Genomic DNA, 19,335 nt, shown 5'->3' with positions numbered 1-19,335 from the left:
AGAGGATGATAAGATGATTGAGTTAAAAAATGTAACTTTTACCTATCATAACGCGGAGCGGAGCGCGGGAGTGTACGGCATTGACTTACAAATCCCGGCGGGACAGGTGGTACTGCTATGCGGGCTGTCGGGCTGCGGTAAGACGACGATTACCCGCCTGATTAACGGGCTTGCTCCGGCGTATTATGCGGGGACGCTGGAAGGACAGGTACTTATCGACGGGAAAGATTCGGCGTCCGTAACGCTGTATGAGCTTTCGCAAAAAGTCGGGTCGGTGTTTCAAAATCCGCGCTCTCAGTTTTTCAGTTTGGATTCCACGAGTGAAATCGCTTTCGGCTACGAAAATACCGGTGTTCCGCGGGAAGAAATGTACCGCCGCATCGGGCAGGTAAGCAGAGACCTTGATATGGCTGACCTTTTGGATAGAAACCTGTTTGCGCTTTCAGGCGGAGAAAAGCAAAAAATAGCGTGTGCTTCCGCGGCGGCGATGCAGCCTGCCATATTCGTCTTGGATGAGCCTTCTTCCAATCTTGATCTCCGCTCCATTGCCAATTTGAAGGCGGTAATAGGGAAATGGAAGGAGCAGGGAAAGACGGTCGTTATCGCCGAGCACCGACTGTACTATCTGATGGAGATAGCCGACCGAGTGATCTATATGGAAAACGGGCGGATTATCAAGGATTTTCCGATAGCGGAATTTCTGAAGGTGGACACGGAAGCGCTGCATCGGAAAGGTTTGCGTTCGCAAAAAGCAATGGAATACACTCCGGGATGTATCCGTGCATGTCAAACCGGAGGAATCCTTGAAGGAATCTTTGAATGTGCCCCCGCCGAAAAGTCTCCGGCATTTGACTGTGCCTCTGTCGAGAGGCCACCGGTATCCGAATGTGCTCCTGCCGAAGAGCCGCCGGTGTTTGAAGATACCTCTGTCGAAAAGCCGCCGGTATTCGAGCGGTACGTTACGTTTTCCGGTCTTGCGTTTTCTTACGGGAAAAAGCGCGTTCTCGATATACCGGAGCTGAAGGTACCTTCCGATGCGGTTACGGGTGTGCTTGGGTTTAACGGCGCAGGAAAATCGACCTTGGCGCGGGTTATCTGCGGGCTTGAAAAACAGGCGAAGGGGGTGTTGAACGATAACGGAAAATTCTACACGGCAAAGGCACGGCTGAAAAAGTCCTATATGGTGATGCAGGATGTCAACCATCAGCTTTTTACGGAAAGCGTTATCGAAGAAGTCTTGTTGAGTATGGATTCAGGTGATGTAAGCGGCAAAGCGGCGCATCAAAAAGCTCGGCAAAAAGCGCTTGACATTTTGGATGCGATGAATCTTTCGGAATTTAAGGACGTTCATCCGATGGTGTTATCGGGCGGACAAAAGCAGCGACTTGCCGTCGCAAGCGCGATTGCTGCCGATAAGGAGTTTCTTATTTTTGACGAACCGACCAGCGGCCTTGACTACGCACACATGCGGGAAGTTGCAGAAAATATCACACGCCTTGCCCGTGCAGGCAAAACCGTGTTCATTATCAGCCACGATCCTGAGCTGATTGCTGCATGCTGCAATTACTTTATTTTTCTGGATGGCGGAAAATTGGCGTGGAGCGGCGGCTGGTCGGAGGCGATTATGGAGAAGGTGCAGGCATTTTTTGAGGGGAGGTAGCGGGGAGAGTGAGCGGCAAGCTTAGCTTAAAGCGGTGCTCATTAAACGGTATTTATTTCATCATTTCAGCTTCTACAGCTGACGCAATTTCCGTATTGCAGATACGGATACTGCAATCTTCTTCTTCCGAATATCTTCATGGGTTATCGTAAAAGAATGGAGTAATTTTATAAGCTCATTGTTAGAAAGGGTTTCTAAATATGATAAAGCAGCGGAGGATACCTCGGACATCTTGCGTGCAATCTATAATTCTATCTTTAATGATGTGCCATCCAAATAAATTGCCTCCGATTCTGTGATTTTAATTTTCTGTTCTTCGGTAAATCCTATGGTTTCTCCGTGGTGCAGCGTTACATCTTGCCGTAAAACGTACTCAAGGATAGATAATAGAAAATCATATACTTCACTGCCTTTCATATGTGCATCGATTATTTCTATTTCGGATTTACCGAACTCTTTCATCCCGTATGTATAAACACTGCTTTTCTCATCTCCATTGATAATCCCGATATACACCCACAGCTGAATCGGTAACATATCCTCCAATAAAAAATGAGCAAAATCAAGATAAAGATTTTTCTGAAGTAACAGTGTCGATGCACCTTGATATACCCCTATTGCCGTTTCACACGTTCTCAAAATAGAAGCATTCACTTTAGTTAATAAAGAGTACCTTTCCACTGCCGAGGTATTGCCGGCTAAAAGTGAAACTATTGCATGCTGTGTATGTTTTTTTACCTCTTTCTCCGCATCTTTCCAAAGGTAAGAATAGCTGTACATGGATTCAAATTCCTCAGCGGGTATCGGTGCAGGCATCAACGCAATGACTACACGTTCTTCGCCGATTTCAAATGAAGCGGTAGTATCATCACCCTCTATCTGATCAACCGTAAGTCCCCAATATGATTTTAAATCCTCGATAACTTTCTCCAATGAATACCCGCTATCACCTTTAAACATTGGCATAGATAAAATGAGCGGTGCTTGAGTGTCCATTTTTTTATTTTTTTTACCGAATGTGTTCTTCAAAATTCCCATGATATCTCCTGTTTGCTATTATAACTTTTTCTGAATATAATTCTACTTTCTTCACAATTTTTTCCTGCATAACATAAAGATAGAAATAGGCAGCGGTATATCAACCGTTTAGAATGCCTTTCCTTTTTTGAACTGCGATGTTTTTGCTGCGTAAAAATATCGCTACTGAATAGAACCATCGCCATCCGTGCCGCTTCTGAAATGCTTTTTGCAAAGGGGTGGAGTAGATGCTTTGCATTTTTGCAAAAGAGGAGAGTTTAAACATATTAATAGGTAAATACGATTATGATACCGACATAGCAGTACAACGGGAAGAAACTTCTGATATGGGGCTCTCAGAGGGCAAATCCCGCGGTTCCCGAAGTCTGCCTTGCTTTGTCCTTGCTGAGCTTCTTTAATGTTTGCCCCGATGCTCGTTCCGCTTTTTAAAAGCTGTTTTGACATAACAAACTCACGGTTCGTATCGCAGAGCTTTTTGTACAAGGCGATGACCTTCAACGCAAACGCCTTTGATTTATCAACAATCACATTGTCAATTTGTAATTGATAATGAGTAATTCATAATTCTGAATTGTTTTCCCCCTCAGTTTCAGTTTTTATCAAAAAAATGATGAATTATCCCCATTTTGTTAGCCATTTCTTCATCCGTGCTCTATAAGTAGTTATATATGCCTATGGAGGAACATACTATGAAAAAACGTAATCGCCGATACAAAGATTCTGTCTTTGTCGACCTATTCAGTACAGACAAAACCGCGAAAGCTAATTTTTTATCGCTATATAACGCGCTGCACGGTACTGATTACCAATCTACCACTATTTTGAAAAACATACGGCTTAAACAAGTACTCTATATGAGTTTCGCTAACGATGTATCGTATCTCGTTGACAATAAGATTATCGTGCTGGCAGAACATCAGTCGACCATAAATCCCAATATGCCAATCAGATGCCTTGAATATATTGCTCGCTTATACGAACAGTTTTATAAGTCAAAAGAAAAGTATAGCCGTAAACAGTTAGCTATTCCAACACCGGAGTTTTATGTCTTTTATAACGGAAAAGAACCATATCGCGGTGATTCGCTCTTAAAACTATCTGATTCATTCACTCAAAAACATAATGAATATGCCCTTGAATTATCCGTAAAAGTGGTTAATATCAATTATGATAAAGCAAGTGAAATACTTGAGCGCTGCAAGCCGCTGAAACAATACAGCTTGTTTGTTGATGCCGTACGCCGCAATATTGCTGTTGATAAGGAACATGGGTTTGAAAAAGCAATCAAAGAATGTATACAAAACGATATTTTACGGGAATATTTACAACGAAAATCGAAGGAGGTTCTGAACATGTTAATAGGTGAGTATGATTATGATACCGACATAGCAGTACAACGGGAAGAAAGTTTTGATATGGGGCTTGCAGAAGGTGAAGCAAGAGGTCGCTCAGAGGGTTCCCGTCAAGCAAAGCTTGAAACGGCAAAAACAATGCTTACTATGGGCTATCCGCTTGTGGATATTTGTAAAATTTCCGGCCTAACCACAGACGAGGTAGACGCTCTAGACGAAACTCATTCCTAATCCTTCTTGCAGCCGTATTGCTGCTGACTAGTATTACCACCATCTATGGCAGATATGATAAAACAGCCTGATACGTTTTCCCCTCTGCTGGAAAAAACTGTGCGGAATTTTGTGTAAAATTCCGCACAGCAGGGAGGCAACCGCACTAAAATACTTTTGATACGGTTGCCTCCAAGGAATCCCCCCTTAGGTTGCCGTACCATGGCAGTTGTTTTGAAAATAGCCACCACTGTCTCCAATTACCGAGCTGGAGCCTTCTTGGTTGTCTTTGATCTCGCCGCCAGCCCAGTTAAAATAATGCTGAAGCATCACCGCCTTGCCGTCAGTATTTGCTTTATTCTTGGTAATTGTTCCGCCTGACATCGTAAAACTTCCCTGTGAATATACGCCGCCGCCATTTTTGGCTTGGTTGCCGGTAATTGTTCCGCCTGACATGGTAAGTGTTCCGTCTACAAAAACAGGACCTTTTCCGTCATGGTCACCCCCGTTTGTAAACCAGGAATTTTTAAACTCGGTAATTGTTACGCCATTTTTGATTTCTGCCGTGCCTCCGGTTTCTACATAAAGCGCGTATTGACTATTCCTTCCGTACGCAGCGCCTTGCAGTTTTATTAGCCCTTTTAATGTTAATGAGGCATGTTCTTTTACATGTAAGTGTTTATAGTCGTTCCACTTCTGAGGACATGTTAAGGTTACCGCTGTATCAGCCTTGAGCATAATCTTTTTATGTCCCCGGTATTTGAACCGTTTGAAGGTCGTCGATAGTACCCGCCAGCTTTATAATAAAAGGCTTATCATCGGCAGGTGCAGCCTGAACTGCTTCTTTCAACGTTTCAAGATCCTCAACTTCCGCTTTCAACAAACCGGTAGCGGAAATGTACCAAAATATCTTCCCGTTCTCCGATCCCACCGTAACTTTCTGCGGCGGTACGGTGAACTTCTTGCGGTTTTCGCCGGTTGTTATATTGCCCGTAAGCACCGGCGTCGCCCTGTAGCTTTCCGGCGTAATACGCGCGGCGGGTTCTTTGGGAAGATTGCTGCACCGGTTCGCAATCTACCTAAGCGGTTATTTTGAAGATAGGAAGGGTCGAAGGGAAGGAAAGGCTCTTTTATCCGAAACAAGTGTCTTTCTTTCCCTTACCTATTACCCATTTAATTAGGCAGTATATAAAACTTGGCGTTGTCTAAAATTTTGAACTGACTGGCAGCAGTTTTAAGCTGAAAATCATTACCACTAGAACCAGATCCTCCGGAGTCTAAATCAAAGCTCGCGTCTCCATTTACCACTTTACCACTATTTTGCAGAACATCGCTATGATATGTTCTAAAGGTTTTGTAATTAAACTTAATATGTCCTTTACCTCCGTTACTTGTGTCGTTTACTTCGGTAACGTGCATAATGCCGTAATCATATTTACCTGTCATATAAAGTATCAGTTTGCCTTGCAACGTCGTGATGAGGTTGGTAATTGTTTTACCCTCCGTATAAACCATTGCAGAGTTTGCGGCTCCAATTTCGGCTTCTATCTGATCCTTCGTGATATTGGCAAAAATGTCAGCGAGAGTGTTTGACAATGTACCGTCGCTTTTCACTGTCCAACGCTTGTTGCCATTCGGTGTTACGACGAACTTGGTGTACTCCGTACCGACCTTATCTCCCGTAAGCACCTGCGTCCCCGTCTGGTAGTTGTCGTTCGGTACCGTAATGCGCGCCGCGATTCCGCCTTGAGGGGTGAGCGGGTCGTCAACGGTTATCGCCTGTCCGGTCACCAAATACACGTCGTTTTTCCCCTTATCATTCGCCTCTGATCCGGTAGCGGGCGTAACGACTGCGGAGCCGCTCATCTTAAAGGTGCCGCCTTTCACATAAACTCCGCCGCCGCGCTGTGCTGTGTTGCCCGTAATTGTGCAGCCAGTAAAGCCGTTATTTTGCAGTGTTACCGTGCAGTCTTCGCCGACATAAATGCCGCCGCCGTTGCCATCGGAGCCGGTTCCGGTTGCTTTGTTTGCCTTATCCGTATCCGTGCCGCCGATAGTGCCGCCGTTGATTGTTACGGTGGGTGGGGTGCCTTTCTCCTTTTTCGTATAGATACCGCCGCCGTTCTTTGCGGTGTTCCCCGTAAAGGTGCAGTTTGTGATGTTGGTAGTTGTGCCCTCAACATTTAAGCCGCCACCGTTTGTGGCTGCTTCGTTGCCCGTAATGGTACAGCCTGTCATGATGAGCATTCCCATAAAGGTATATACGCCGCCGCCGCCTGAGTCATTGTCGCCTGTTGTCTTGTTGTTTTTAATAGTACAGTCGGTCATTTTAACAGTTGATTCGTTTGCGCGCACACCGCCGGCTCTCCATGCCTCGTTGCCGATAATCCGTACACTGTCAAGCGTTAAGGTACAGCCAGTCACTACAAGGATACCGCCGCCGAATTGCCACTTGCTGGTTACCTTGTTCTTATCCTCGTCTGTGTCGCCGCCGATAGTGCCGCCGCTGATTTTTATGGTGGAAGCAGTACTGCCTACCTCTCGTGCATAAATTGCACCGCCGCCCAGAGCCGCCTCGTTGCCCTTGAGGGTGCAGTTTGTTATATTGACGATTGCACCGCTTGCATAGATCGCGCCGCCATAGTTATCCGCATCTTGTGTCCCCTCTGCCTTTCCACCTTTAAGCGTCAGGTTTTCAAGGGTAAGCGTTTTGCCGCTCTCCACCTTGAAAATGCGGTGCTTCGGTTTACTGCCTGTGTCTTTGTTCGCGTCGATCACGGCGGATGATGCACCGTCCGCCATTTTAATCGTCAGGTGTTTGTTTATTTTGATTTCACCCGCATTGTCTCCGTTTGTCGCCTTTATTTCACCGTCTATGATGATAACGGCATTATTGTCAGCGATTTTAACAACTTCTTTTAACAACTGCCACGCGTTATTATCGGTGTGTTTTACGGTCGTCACCTTCTTAAACTTCACCTTTACGGCTTTATCGCTCTTTATGTTAGAAAGACTATAGGTACTATCCGCCCCGCTTATAGCGGTACTGTCAAGCGTCCAACCTTCAATTTCCCACGCGAGGTTGGGCTGTGCTTTAAAGGTTACACTTCCACCGTGCTCAACTGAAACGGTCGCTGATGAGCTTGTTGTACTCTCAGTGCCGCCCGCAGGTGTTGCTTTAAGCGTTCCGCCCACTCCGTTGTCTACACTGTAAGATACGTCGTATTTTTTGCGCTTTACGGTAAATTTTACGGTGCTTTGCGTACCGTTTTGAGCTGTTACCGTGATGGTAAACTTTTTACCCGTACTGACTGGGATAGATTCGCTGCCCGCAGGGCTTACGCTTGCCGTTGCTCCGTCACTGCCGGTATCAAAGCTAAAGCCTTTTACTTCTGCCTGCTCGGACGCAACCTCGTATTCGCTCGCAAAAGAACTATCGGAAGCCGCAGTTTTGGTTTCTCCGTTAAGCGTAAAGCTCCGTAACTTTGCAACGTCGTTTTTCACACGGGTTATGCTTACCGTTTTTGACCACGCAGGATAATTGCCTGGATCTGCTGCAACGTTTATGGTAATGGTTAGACTCTCTCCTTCCGTTAAGTTAAGCGGCAATGACGGTGTTACGGTAAAGTCAATTCCCGTCTGTCCGCTAAACGCAAGACTTATATCCTCTTTCTTCACTTGAGTTATAGTATAAGGCAGCGTAACGGAACCGACCGAAGCGTCTCGCCCGTGTATTTTAAGTTTACTCAGGTTTAAAGCATTAAGCTGTACAAACTGCACACTTACAGTTGTGTCTGTCGTTACGGTAAGCGTGGCACTCGACTGTCCACTTGCCCCTGTAAAGCCTTCCGAAGGTGTACAAGTCCAGTCTCCTACCTTGTAGTGGGTTGGATCTGTCGGTGTTGCAGTAAAGGTTACGGTTCCGCCATGCAGAACTGAAACGGAACCTATTGTACTCTCAGAACCGCCCTCAGGTTTTGCTTTAAGCGTTCCGCCGGTTCCGTCTACTGCGCTGAATGTTACGGTGTACTTTTTCGCAACCTTATAATAAATCGTTTTTACCGGCGTTGCAGCAAAGCCTTCGCCGTCTATGTAATACTCCAGCTTGTACTTTTTTTCACCGGCGCTGCTTAACGGAAGCAGTACGGTAACGTGCTTGGCGTTGTATCTTGTAACGGAACCGTCGCTTGTATCGGTGCATGTGCAGTGCACCGTGGTATTCGCCGTTGGGGAGGATATCGTCAGTTCCGCTCTGCTGCTGTCGGTACCGATAATCGTCGGATTAGTGTCGCTGCCGCTTCCGCCAGAGGGAGTCCCTTTCGTAATAGCAATATTTTCAGGTTCCGCCTTATTCGGTTTTGTGCTTGCGTTCAATATGTCGGAAACCAAACCTTTTTTATCTATCAGTTTAATTGTATAGTCTTTTTTTGCAGCGCCGGCTTTCACTTCAACATCGGTTTTGTAATACAATACCCACTTGCCGGTAGGAAGTTCATCGCCTTCAGCTCCGCTCAGCCGTTCTACAGCGGACTGCGTAATAAAGACATCAGCCTCCGGCCTTACAAACGTATGTTCCGCCTCGTTTACCGAAAAGGTATAGGGTGTTCCGTTGACCTCAATACGGGTAAGATCTTTATGCAACAGTCCTCCCGGTACTGCCGTATCCATCTCCGGCACCCTGATACACAGCACATAATAAGCAGATGTTCCGGCTGTCTTTGCAACGGCATAGCCCGGCTTCGGAGGCGGGGTATTCGCTTTAAGAGGAATGGTAAAGGTTTGTTTAAACGGCGGCCGTCCGTCATTGGCATACAGGGTGATGGTAGACGAGATATCTTTTTCGCCCCATTCGGAGTTTTTCAAAAAAGAATTTTTATATACAAGCTGCAAGGTATCCGCTGTAAGCTGTGTCAGTTCATAATCAGTACCGGCTGCGGGTTTTGTCCCGGCAAAATGAGCAAACCCAACGATATTTCTTGTTTCGGACGCGGACGGCATAACAAACCGGAACGACTTGGGGTTTTGTACTTTCAGCGTAATGGTAACATCATCCGCAGAAGCGACACTTACAATACCGTTTGCGTCATTATAGGTTTTCTTGTCTATAGTCGAGTTTAGAATAAAAGCCTGGGAAGACCAAAGACTTAAATAGTCGTCTATATCTGCGGTAAACTGCTGACAGGTTGCAAACAAAAGAGTAAACAGTATTCCTGTTAAAATAATAAAAGCTTTGCGCATAAAAATCTCCCTAAAATTCAGCAACCGCACAAAATGTCAATTTTTGAGGATGCTGAATTGGTACGCGGTAGCATACATATACTCTGCGTTATTGTGATGTTTATTGATGATGTAAAAGAATTAACACAGAATATTCCTACTATAGAATAGCAGAATTTCTCTATACAGCCAGCATTTTTAATGAAAAAGAACCATGGTTGCTTAAAAAGAACCATGGTTACGCTGTCCGGCATGGCTATAATCTTTGGGAAAGTCTAGAATTTTCACACTATTTTTGATATGGTACTGCCGATTATGACTAAAAAACTAAGCCCTGATCGTCTGTTATATATTTTAAATGCCGGTATGATGACCTTTGCAATGATAATGAATATCAAAGTAGCTATTCCATATGCATCTGTTATACCGTATATGAATTTAATTAAAGCTGGGTTGAACGCTTTTTGCGTGTGTCTTTCCATTATCCTTATCGTTCATCCCCAAAAAAAACTCTTAACCTACATTGTCTTTTTTGTCGAAGCAGGAAATGCCGTTCTTGTCGGCTTTATGGGAATCGGAACTTCGATGTTCTGTATCGGTATTATCCTCTGTTTTGTTAACGGAGAATTTGCCGTTAATCGGAGAAAAAAGGTGATATTGCTTGGTGTCTACTGGTTGCTGGTTACTATAACAATCTATCCTGTCCTCGGATTTACATTCGTTATATTTGAAATCTTAGGGACACTATTCGGGCTTACTGCCTGCGCTGCATTGTATCAAAAACTCGAAGGAAAGCTTTCGTATCTTTTGTTGCCGAACGAAACGGTAACGACTGCCGTTACCCTGCCGCCGAAAGGTTCAACATTAAAATTATCGGATTATGAGCTTTCGGAGCGCCAAATCGCATTTATCCTCGGTTCGATTAAACACGGTGAAACTTACGAAACGCTGGGAAATCGCTATTATGTCAGCACCTCTGTGGTCAAAAAAGACATGGCTGCAGCCTGTAAGTATTTCGGCGTCGCGAACCGAGAAGCGCTGCGAATTTTGCTTTTGCAATATAAGCTGGAGTAACCGGCGCTGTACCCTGATAATTTCTGTATGGTGTAGTGGTGTAGTAATCAATGGGGATTTCTCATAAAAGAGAACTACGTCTGGGGACATCTAAAAGTTATACTTGAGTTTTTAGAGATCCCCTGTAATATCTGATTGAGTAGATCGCCTGCAAGCAGAATACCGGCTGCGGCGGGTACCCATGAAACCGAGCTTGGCGGACGGCTGCGGACAGCGGGAACTTCCTTGGAATATAGTACCCGCAGCTTTTTTACTCCCCGTTTTTTTAGCAGTCCGCGCATGGTTTTACACAAGGGGCAAACGGCAGTATCGTAAATGTCGGCAAATTGAAATAAATCCGCGCGGAGCTTATTTCCGCAGCCCATTGCCGCTACGATTGGGATGCCGCGGTTTTCCGCCTCTGCTGCCAGTGCAACCTTGAGTGAAATCGTATCAACCGCATCGACAATACAATCGATGTCGGATAAAAAAGGTAAGAAAGAAAGAGAGCCGTCCGCATCGGGGAGAATGTGCTGAACAACCTGATGCACCGTACACACCGGGTTTATATCGGCGATTCGTGCGGCGGCAGCAGCGGTTTTATACTGTCCGATGGTAGAGGTAAGCGCATAGAGCTGCCGGTTAAGGTTTGAAGGGCTTACCGTATCGCCGTCAACGAGATATAGTGTCCCGATACCGGCGCGTGCAAGGGCTTCAACCGTATACCCGCCGACACCGCCGATACCGAATACCGCGACCCGCAATTTTCGAAGCCGGTTAACCCCTTCCGTTCCGATAAGCGCTTTGCTCCGGATAAACAGCGGGTCAGGCTCGTCCTGCATATCCATACCGATATTGTGCGTATCATATGAACTGCGCACAGCGCTCTTGCGATCAGAGTCAGTCAAAGCTTAGCGGATTTTGAATAGGACTGCAAATACGGCAAGCGTAATCAGCAGTTGTAAAATAAGGAATTTTATCAATACCTGCGTCGATGACCATTGAAGGTTTTTCCGCATATGGTCATGGAGCGGGAACCGAATATTCCTAAAAATACGGATATGAAAAAAGCGTAATAACGCCACTTTAACAAGGCCTGTGCCGCCGTTGAGCAGAATCATTCCACTGGTCATTAACAGCAAGAAGGGATTGCCCGAAATAATAACCAATACGCCGATAAAAAAGCCGAGTGCGCGGGAACCGGCATCTCCCATCATCACCTTACTTGGATAGGCATTGTGCCACAGGTATCCCATCAGTACACCGGAAAGACTAAAGCAGATAAGCGCCCACTGCGCGCCATCTACCCGATGCGGAATAAGCAGATATTCCGAAACTTTTACGTTCCCGATAATAAAATAGAAGACCATACCAAGCGAAATAAGCGCCATCAAAATGAGGGTTCCGGAAAGTCCGTCTACTCCATCGGTACAGTTTGTCGTATTGATAGAAAACCATAAAATTAAAACGGAAACCGTAAAAAATACGGCAGGATGTACCGCGATACTTTGACTCATAAACGGAATCCAGTAAGAAATGGAATCGTCAAAATACCAATGAAAGAGCACTGTCGCAGTAATCAGCGACAACACTAAATCCAATGCGCCTTTCCGGTATTCTCCCCACGGATTAACCGACCGGTCGTCAAGATAGCCGGTGAGCATCACCAACCATGTTAAAACCAGTACCGCTATTTGCGTACCCGAAGGCATGATCAGCAGAAAAATCATAACGACAAAAATCGTAATAAATACGACCCCGCCGCCGGTCGGTTTTCCTTTTGCTGCCTCAGGAGAAATACCGAATTCCTTTCCTCTGTCTTTCGGTAAACGGGCATAAAAGCACGGTAAAATGAATACCGTTAAAAAAAAGCCTACATAAAATGAAATTGAAATAAGTACGAGATATGATTGTAAAAGCCGCATGGGGCCGTAGAATGAAGAAAGAAGCCCCGATAAATAAAAAAGCATTGGAACAGTATATACAGCCCATATAAAAAAAACAACCCTTAGGTAGGTACTGTATTTACGTATGTAATCGCCGCCGCCAGCGCATCGGCGGCATGGTCGGGTTTCGGTATCGTTTTAAGGCCGAGCAATAACTGTACCGTGAGCTGTACTTGCTGCTTTTCCGCCTGCGCAATGCCGGTAACTGCTTTTTTAATAGCATTCGGCGCGTATTGAAAGACAGGAACGCCTGCCTGCGCTAAGGCAAGCAGCGTTACGCCGCGCGCCTCCGAAACACTCAACGCGCTCGTTACGTTTTTTGCGAAATAGAGCGTTTCGATACCGGCGGCAGCAGGTTGGTATGTGCGGATAAGCTCCGTAAGCCGGTCAAAGACAATGAGCAGCCGGTCCCCCTGTACCTGTCCCGCTTCCGTTTGAATAACACCGTAATCGATACAGCGCATCCTGCTGCCGGACACCGTAATAATGCCGTAGCCGGTAGAGGCAAGCCCGGGGTCGATCCCCATGATAATCCGTCCTGCGGCTGTCCGCTTTTCCGTCATCTGCTCTATCTTCCTATCATCTTAACATTTGTTTACCCTGCATTGCAGAGCAATGGCGGATTGAAGCAGGCATTAGGTTTCCTAACTTTTCCAGTTTTCCAATTTTAAATATGGGATTTTTTCAAAGTGCTTCACATTGTTTGTTACCAGTGTTAAATCATTGTAAATTGCTGTTGCTGCAATCAATAAATCCATATCTTCAATTCGTATTCCATTGTTAAACATTTTTGCTTTTATATCGGCAAAAACTTCCATCACACCTTCGTTTAAGTCTTCAATCGGATAAAGTTCACGGATATGCCTTACTTTAATCATGTTTTGCTGTTCGTTTTGAGAACGCTTTGCTCCAAAAATCAGCTCTGCATAAGTGATCATTGAAATTGAAATGGGGATGTTCTTGTTCTCTTCAAATTTTATCAGAACCGACTTATCTTTACGAAGAGCAAAAATTATTATATCCGTATCAATTAAATATGCCATCTAATGCCTCAAATCTTGTAGAATTTACTCGCGAACTATAAATATCATCGATTATTGCTTCTGTAGTTCGGCTATCTTCCCAAGAACCTGCAAGTTTTAAGAATTCTTCCGTGGCATTTTTTTGTTTTATGGGAATTGAAGTAAAATAATCCTGTAAAATTGTAATAACTTGTTGACTGATTGAGCGGTTATCCAATTTCGCAACAAATTTTAGCCTATCATATAATCGATCATCTATATCGCGGACTTGTAACATTGCCATATTGAACCTCCACTCATAACTATATAATGGAATACATGAAAAATCAATCAGATTTCATTATTTTACTCCTCAGCCCTCTTACAGTGCCTGTGTCCGTTCTTTTAAGAATGCACGATGTGCCTCATCCAAATGAGGTTCCAGCGCCGTGCGAACCGCTTGATTATAATCATTCAGCCACTTGAGTTCTTCGGGAAGCAGTAGCTCCTTCACCACCGGCCGTGTGTCGATCGGGCAGAGCGTCAGCGTTTCAAACTTCAAGAAGGTGCCGTACTCAGTCGTTTTCCATTCCTTTGTCAGTGTGAGGTTTTCGATGCGGATACCGTGACTGCCAGCGCAGTAAAAGCCGGGCTCGTTGGAGGTAATCATACCCGCCTTCATCGGAGCGTCCGTATAGCGGAGCCCGATATTCTGCGGCCCTTCGTGAACGGACAGCACATATCCGACGCCGTGTCCGGTACCGTGCTTATAGTCTTTACCGTATTTCCGGAGCGGATTGCGGGCAAGGATATCAAGCTTATAGCCGGTCGTGTTTTCGGGGAACTTTGCTAAGGCGAGCTGGATATGCCCTTTTAACACCAGTGTATAATCTTCTTTTTCTTCCGCGGTGAGCGAGCCGAGCGGGATGGTACGGGTAATATCCGTTGTTCCGTCTTTATATTGTCCGCCTGAGTCGAGCAGTAAAAAGCCTTTGGGTTGCAAGGTAGCGGCCGTTTCTTTTTTTGGCCCGTAGTGGATAATCGCCGCATTTGCTCCGTATCCGGCAATCGTGGTAAAGCTCGCTTCGATAAAGTCGGGCTGTTCGGCACGGAAGCGCAGCAGCTGTTCAGAAACATCCCATTCGGTAACGCCACTATCGGCATGATCTTCCACCCATTTGAGGATTTTGACCATCGCGATGCCGTCTTTGAGGAATGCATTCCGGTAGTTTTTAATTTCGGTTTCGTTTTTCACCGCTTTCATCGAAGAAGTGATATTAAGGCCTTCTATGATATTCGCCTTAATCTTGTTGCGTAAGAAGATATTTGTCCGTGCCGGATCAATGTAGACCGTACCCTGTAACTTTTCGGCATCGGCGAAAACCGCTTCGTAAGGAGCAACCGACACGCCTTCTTTTTCCAGCGCCGCCTTCACCTCATCCGTCATTTGCCGCGCGTCGATGTAAAGCCGTGTCCTCTGCATATCAACCAAGGCGTAGGCGGTAACAACCGGTGTGCATTCAATATCGTTGCCGCGGATATTAAAAAGGTAACAAACATCCTCCAAAGCCCCGATAACCGTTGCCTCCGCTTTCTTTTCCCGAAGCGCCGCGCGGACTTCTTTGATTTTTTCCGACGCGGATTTTCCCGTGTAGCGGACATCGAGTAAAAAGGCGGCGCTTAATACGGGCGCAGGCCGATCCATCCACATCTCCCCGATGAGATCACGGTCGATAACAAACTTCATATCGGGAAGCGACGAATTAAACTGTGCAAACGAATTAACCGCCATCACTTTCCCGTCCATACCGATCGTACTTCCCGCAGGAAGCGTCTGTGCAAGATATTCAAATACGGTCGGTACATTCGGTTCTCCGCTCTTTTGCAAGAAGATGCCGCTTCCCTTCAATTCTTCTTCAGCCTGTAAAAAATACCGGCCGTCAGTCCATAAAAAGGCCTTGTCTTTTGTAACCAATACGGCGCCTGCAGAGCCGGTAAAGCCGGAAATAAAGACACGGGTCTTATCGTGTTCGGCAAGATATTCGCACTGATGCGGGTCGGCGGTGGGAATATAATACGCGTCGAAGCCGCATTCCGCCATTTTATTGCGTAATACGTTAATACGTTCAGCTATTGTCATAGTGATCTCCTTTGTAAATCAATTTAAAATAACCTCAAAAATTGAGTTTTTTAGAGGTTACCGGTTATATTTTCGTTACAACCCTGCGTACATACGGCGCAGTAGCTGGTCTATTTTATGCCCGTAAGCGGGATCCGATGCCCACGTTCCGGCAAGGTTATAAATATGCGGCGCCTTGCCTTTCGGGTTTACATAGCGATAACGAGGATCTACGGATGGAAGTTTGAGCGGTTCGGCGCTGGCGTATGCTTTTAGATGCTGAATATGCGCTCTGACTCCCGTTTGCTCGTCGGGAAACACCAAACCCGGATTTTCGGCATTGATCGCGCCGAGTCCGCAAAAATTGTTCATGTCTGCGGTTACCAATCCGCCGAACTGTAAAAAGCCGGTTTCCAAACACATCTGTGCAAAAGCGATATCGGCATTTATTCCTTCAGCTGAGGATTCTTTCACATAATACCCTGCCAACCGCTCGACTTTTTCCTGATCAACTTCTTCTGTTTGCGCTAATGCGGTTTGCATTAAAAAGAACGAAACGAGTTGTTCCTGCGTCATGCGTCCGGTACCCATAATCGCTTTAGGAATGGACGGGGGAACCGACCTGCATGAAAAGCAGAGAAATAGCGAAATAAGAGCAAGAAAAAGAAAAAGTCGTTTTATATGAAGGGTTTTGATATTCATACGGATGGCGTTACTCCCATTCAATGGTGGCGGGCGGCTTGGGCGTAATGTCATACACTACGCGGTTGATGCCTTTGACTTCGTTGATGATGCGGAGCGTAATCTTCTGCAGCAGCGGATACGGAATTTCCGCGACCTCAACCGTCATCGCATCGACGGAAGTTACCGCCCGTAGTGCTATCAGGTTGTCATACGTTCTGCCATCTCCCATAGCGCCGACCGTGCGGACATTGGGGAATACGGTAAAATACTGCCAAATAGAATCCGCCAAGCCCGCCTGCGCAATCTCTTCGCGGAGGATGGCATCGCTTTCGCGCACCCAATGCAGCCGTTCGGGGGTGATTTCTCCTAAGATACGCACCGCAAGTCCCGGGCCGGGGAAGGGCTGCCGCTTGACTAATTCATCGGGAATACCAAGCGCCGTGCCGAGCGCCCGTACCTCATCCTTAAACAGCATCCGCAGCGGTTCAATCAATTCTTTAAAGTCGATATTTTTGGGAAGTCCGCCGACATTGTGATGGGATTTTATGACCGCCGCTTTTTTACTGCCGCCGGATTCAATAACATCGGGATAGATGGTTCCTTGTACCAAAAAGTCAACCGTGCCGATCTTTTTCGCTTCTTCTTCAAAAACGCGGATAAATTCTTCACCGATAATCTTCCGCTTGCGTTCGGGTTCGGTTACTCCGGCAAGTTTTTTTAAGAACCGCTTGGAGGCATCCACATGGATGATGTTAAGACCGAGTGTTTCACGGTATGTTTTTAATACTTGTGCAGCTTCGTCTTTGCGTAAAAGACCGTGATCGACAAAGATACAGGTAAGCTGATCGCCGACAGCCTTATGCACCAGTACCGAAGCGACGGAGGAATCAACTCCGCCCGACAGAGCCGAAATAACCTTTTTGTTGCCGACCTTTTGTTTTATTTCTTGAATGACCGAATCGGCGGCGGTTGCGGCGTTCCATACTTCGGTACATCCGCAAATGCCGCGCACAAAGTTTTTGAGCATTTGTGTGCCGTATACGGAGTGTAATACTTCGGGATGGAATTGTACGCCGTAGCACCCGCGTTCGGTGTTCGCCATAGCGGCGATAGGACAGTTATCCGTTTTCGCAATGGTTGTAAACCCTTCGGGGAGGGCGGATACGCTGTCGTTGTGGCTCATCCACACGATGGAGTCTGCCGGACAATCTTTCCAGAGCGCTGCACCTGCCGAATCTCCGCTGGTGTAGAGCTTGGTTTTACCGAATTCGCTTTTTTCTGCCGGCTGCACTTTTCCGCCGAGCAAATACGTCATCAGCTGCATTCCGTAACAGATACCCAACACCGGTACCCCTAAGTTGAATATTTCAGGATTGCAGGTTGCCGCATCATCGGCATACACGGAGTCGGGCGCTCCGGATAAGATGATTCCCTTTAAAGAAATACTTTGTATACGGGTAAGCTCTGCGTCGAAAGGAAGTACTTCACAATAAACACCGCATTCGCGGATACGGCGGGCAATGAGCTGAATATACTGCCCTCCGAAATCAAGGATAATAATTTTTTCTGTGTGCATAGTGTACTATATCAGTGTATGACTTGTTAGACAAGGAGTCTTTCGATTAGAGGGCAAGACTTTCCGTTAGATTTTTACGTGAGTAAATACTTTATCCAAACCTCAATTTATGATACTATCTCCGAATGGAGTACCAAGTAACGGCGACACGGCGCAGGCCTCAGCGATTTGAAGATTTATTAGGGCAGGATTTTGTTGCGGCGACGCTGCAAAAATCTATTGAAGCGGGAAAAATAGCCCATGCGTATCTTTTTTCGGGGCCGCGCGGATGCGGTAAAACCAGTTCGGCGCGTATTTTAGCCAAGGCACTCAACTGTGAAACGGGAACGGTCGCTACTCCCTGCGGAGTTTGTACCTCGTGCCGCGAAATTACGGCCGGTTCAAGTATCGACGTTATCGAGATAGACGGCGCATCGAATACGAGCGTCAACGATGTGCGGCAAATCAAGGACGAAATTCTCTTTCCGCCTAATACCAGCCGGTATAAAATCTATATTATCGACGAAGTTCACATGCTTTCTACGAGCGCTTTCAATGCGTTGCTGAAAACGATTGAAGAGCCGCCTCCCTATGTTATCTTTATTTTTGCAACAACCGAACTGCACAAAGTTCCGGCAACTATCAAAAGCCGCTGCCAGCACTTTAACTTTAAATTAGTCGATGTAGAAGTGCTTAAACAGGCTTTAGCAGAGGCGGCGGCGGAGCTGCATATCGAGGCTGACGACGAGGCGCTGTACTGGATTGCGCGCGAGGCTACCGGGAGCGTGCGCGATTGTTACACTTTATTCGATCAAGTGGCTGCCTTTTCGGACGGGCATATCACCTTTGAAAAAATACAGAGCACGCTCGGTTTAACGGGTACTGATTCGATCGGAGCCTTGCTGACTGCTTGCGTTCAAAAAGATGCCGCCGCCGCGCTGCTCACCCTTGATACTATTCTGCAAAACGGTGTTTCTACCGAGCAATTTACGGTAGACTGCACCAACTATCTCCGCAGTCTTCTATTAATACAACAGGGCATTACAAAAGAGGCTTTGATCGGGCAGCGCGCGGATCGGTTTCCGCAGGAGATACTGACGGGATGGGATGCGCAACAGCTTGAGCGTGCGCTGTATCTGTTTTTGCAGCTTTTCAGAGATCTCCGCTTCTCGCTTAATCCTCGTTATGAACTGGAATTAACGGTTTCCCGCCTTGCATGGCTTTCCGACTATGTTTCCCCAAAGGAACTGAAAGAAGCCTTTGATGCGGCTCAAGCGCTGCTCGCGGGCTTACCTACGGCAGTTCAATCTGCAACCAGAGCACTGCCCGGCAGCGGGGTGCCGCAAAAAGGCGGGGCTGACTCCCCTTTTTTAAGACCGGCGGCTTCTCTTCGCTGAGGGTTGCCGGTACTTACGGAAATACCGCATCGGCCGGGATACCGGTCAATGCTTCGGTCGGAATAGCAGGCACCTCGCAGACAGGAATTTCGGCCAATGCCCC

18 protein-coding genes are annotated in these 19,335 nt (G+C 46.4%); 5 read left to right on the top strand and 13 right to left on the bottom strand.

The annotated features are described in order from the left end of the window. Positions 1–13 precede the first annotated feature (13 nt). Together E4N65_RS06670 and E4N65_RS06665 are read left to right on the top strand one after the other, a co-directional pair. On the top strand, positions 14–1,660 hold the full coding sequence (locus E4N65_RS06670; protein ID WP_044016006.1) for an ABC transporter ATP-binding protein: 1,647 nt from the start codon (positions 14–16) through the stop codon (positions 1,658–1,660). A gap of 8 nt (positions 1,661–1,668) precedes the next feature. After that, complete coding sequence (locus E4N65_RS06665; protein ID WP_158506665.1) at positions 1,669–1,812, top strand: hypothetical protein; 144 nt, start codon at positions 1,669–1,671, stop codon at positions 1,810–1,812. Between the two features lie 91 nt (positions 1,813–1,903). Here E4N65_RS06665 and E4N65_RS06660 read toward each other — a convergent pair whose 3' ends face one another. Together E4N65_RS06660 and E4N65_RS06655 are read right to left on the bottom strand one after the other, a co-directional pair. Continuing rightward, entirely contained in the window at positions 1,904–2,698 is a 795-nt protein-coding gene (locus E4N65_RS06660) for a DUF4261 domain-containing protein (protein WP_081984438.1), read from the bottom strand. Between the two features lie 162 nt (positions 2,699–2,860). Further along, positions 2,861–3,226: a four helix bundle protein gene (locus tag E4N65_RS06655; protein WP_235619689.1), complete on the bottom strand. Its 366-nt coding sequence runs from the start codon at positions 3,224–3,226 to the stop codon at positions 2,861–2,863. Positions 3,227–3,387: 161 nt separating this feature from the next. On the opposite strand from E4N65_RS06655, the gene E4N65_RS06650 reads away from it, so the two are divergent. Then, the gene (locus E4N65_RS06650; protein WP_253672360.1) at positions 3,388–4,281 is read left to right on the top strand and encodes an Rpn family recombination-promoting nuclease/putative transposase; all 894 of its coding nucleotides are present in this window, start codon (positions 3,388–3,390) and stop codon (positions 4,279–4,281) included. A 186-nt stretch (positions 4,282–4,467) separates the two neighbouring features. Here E4N65_RS06650 and E4N65_RS06645 read toward each other — a convergent pair whose 3' ends face one another. From E4N65_RS06645 to E4N65_RS06635, 3 genes are all read right to left on the bottom strand, one after another. Beyond that, positions 4,468–4,998, bottom strand: a complete 531-nt coding sequence (locus E4N65_RS06645) for a hypothetical protein (protein WP_253672358.1) — start codon at positions 4,996–4,998, stop codon at positions 4,468–4,470. Between the two features lie 7 nt (positions 4,999–5,005). Further along, positions 5,006–5,260, bottom strand: coding sequence for a hypothetical protein (locus E4N65_RS06640; RefSeq protein WP_253672356.1), 255 nt, complete (start codon positions 5,258–5,260; stop codon positions 5,006–5,008). Positions 5,261–5,433: 173 nt separating this feature from the next. Beyond that, positions 5,434–9,498 (bottom strand): right-handed parallel beta-helix repeat-containing protein, encoded by a 4,065-nt coding sequence (locus E4N65_RS06635; RefSeq protein ID WP_253672354.1) that lies wholly within the window; start codon positions 9,496–9,498, stop codon positions 5,434–5,436. A 294-nt stretch (positions 9,499–9,792) separates the two neighbouring features. Here E4N65_RS06635 and E4N65_RS06630 point away from each other — a divergent pair, with 294 nt between their 5' ends. Further along, complete coding sequence (locus E4N65_RS06630; protein WP_044017312.1) at positions 9,793–10,551, top strand: hypothetical protein; 759 nt, start codon at positions 9,793–9,795, stop codon at positions 10,549–10,551. Between the two features lie 74 nt (positions 10,552–10,625). Here E4N65_RS06630 and E4N65_RS06625 read toward each other — a convergent pair whose 3' ends face one another. From E4N65_RS06625 to guaA, 8 genes are all read right to left on the bottom strand, one after another. Then, on the bottom strand, positions 10,626–11,372 hold the full coding sequence (locus E4N65_RS06625; protein ID WP_044017314.1) for a tRNA threonylcarbamoyladenosine dehydratase: 747 nt from the start codon (positions 11,370–11,372) through the stop codon (positions 10,626–10,628). A gap of 69 nt (positions 11,373–11,441) precedes the next feature. Further along, the gene (locus tag E4N65_RS06620; RefSeq protein WP_052185541.1) at positions 11,442–12,500 is read right to left on the bottom strand and encodes a phospho-N-acetylmuramoyl-pentapeptide-transferase; all 1,059 of its coding nucleotides are present in this window, start codon (positions 12,498–12,500) and stop codon (positions 11,442–11,444) included. Between the two features lie 38 nt (positions 12,501–12,538). Further along, positions 12,539–13,039, bottom strand: a complete 501-nt coding sequence (ruvC, locus tag E4N65_RS06615) for a crossover junction endodeoxyribonuclease RuvC (protein ID WP_044016014.1) — start codon at positions 13,037–13,039, stop codon at positions 12,539–12,541. A gap of 81 nt (positions 13,040–13,120) precedes the next feature. Beyond that, on the bottom strand, positions 13,121–13,519 hold the full coding sequence (locus E4N65_RS06610; RefSeq protein ID WP_044016016.1) for a type II toxin-antitoxin system VapC family toxin: 399 nt from the start codon (positions 13,517–13,519) through the stop codon (positions 13,121–13,123). After that, complete coding sequence (locus tag E4N65_RS06605) at positions 13,503–13,781, bottom strand: hypothetical protein (protein ID WP_044016019.1); 279 nt, start codon at positions 13,779–13,781, stop codon at positions 13,503–13,505. The genes E4N65_RS06610 and E4N65_RS06605 overlap by 17 nt, the downstream gene beginning before the upstream one ends. A gap of 78 nt (positions 13,782–13,859) precedes the next feature. Beyond that, the gene (locus E4N65_RS06600; protein WP_253672352.1) at positions 13,860–15,617 is read right to left on the bottom strand and encodes an aminopeptidase P family protein; all 1,758 of its coding nucleotides are present in this window, start codon (positions 15,615–15,617) and stop codon (positions 13,860–13,862) included. A gap of 75 nt (positions 15,618–15,692) precedes the next feature. Beyond that, a complete protein-coding gene (locus tag E4N65_RS06595; RefSeq protein ID WP_052185542.1) occupies positions 15,693–16,298 on the bottom strand; it encodes a glucosaminidase domain-containing protein in 606 nt (201 codons plus the stop codon). Between the two features lie 10 nt (positions 16,299–16,308). Continuing rightward, positions 16,309–17,856 carry a glutamine-hydrolyzing GMP synthase gene (gene guaA / locus E4N65_RS06590; RefSeq protein WP_044016023.1) on the bottom strand — a complete coding sequence of 516 codons (1,548 nt, stop codon included), beginning with the start codon at positions 17,854–17,856 and terminating at the stop codon, positions 16,309–16,311. A 125-nt stretch (positions 17,857–17,981) separates the two neighbouring features. Between guaA and dnaX the strand changes: the two genes are divergently transcribed. Continuing rightward, positions 17,982–19,232 (top strand): DNA polymerase III subunit gamma/tau, encoded by a 1,251-nt coding sequence (dnaX, locus tag E4N65_RS06585; protein ID WP_044016025.1) that lies wholly within the window; start codon positions 17,982–17,984, stop codon positions 19,230–19,232. The last annotated feature ends 103 nt before the right edge of the window (positions 19,233–19,335 follow it).

This window comes from Treponema sp. OMZ 855, from assembly GCF_024181145.1.
Taxonomy (GTDB): Bacteria; Spirochaetota; Spirochaetia; order Treponematales; family Treponemataceae; genus Treponema.
Note: the sequence above shows the minus strand (reverse complement) of the source record. Positions and strands in the feature narration are given on the sequence as shown.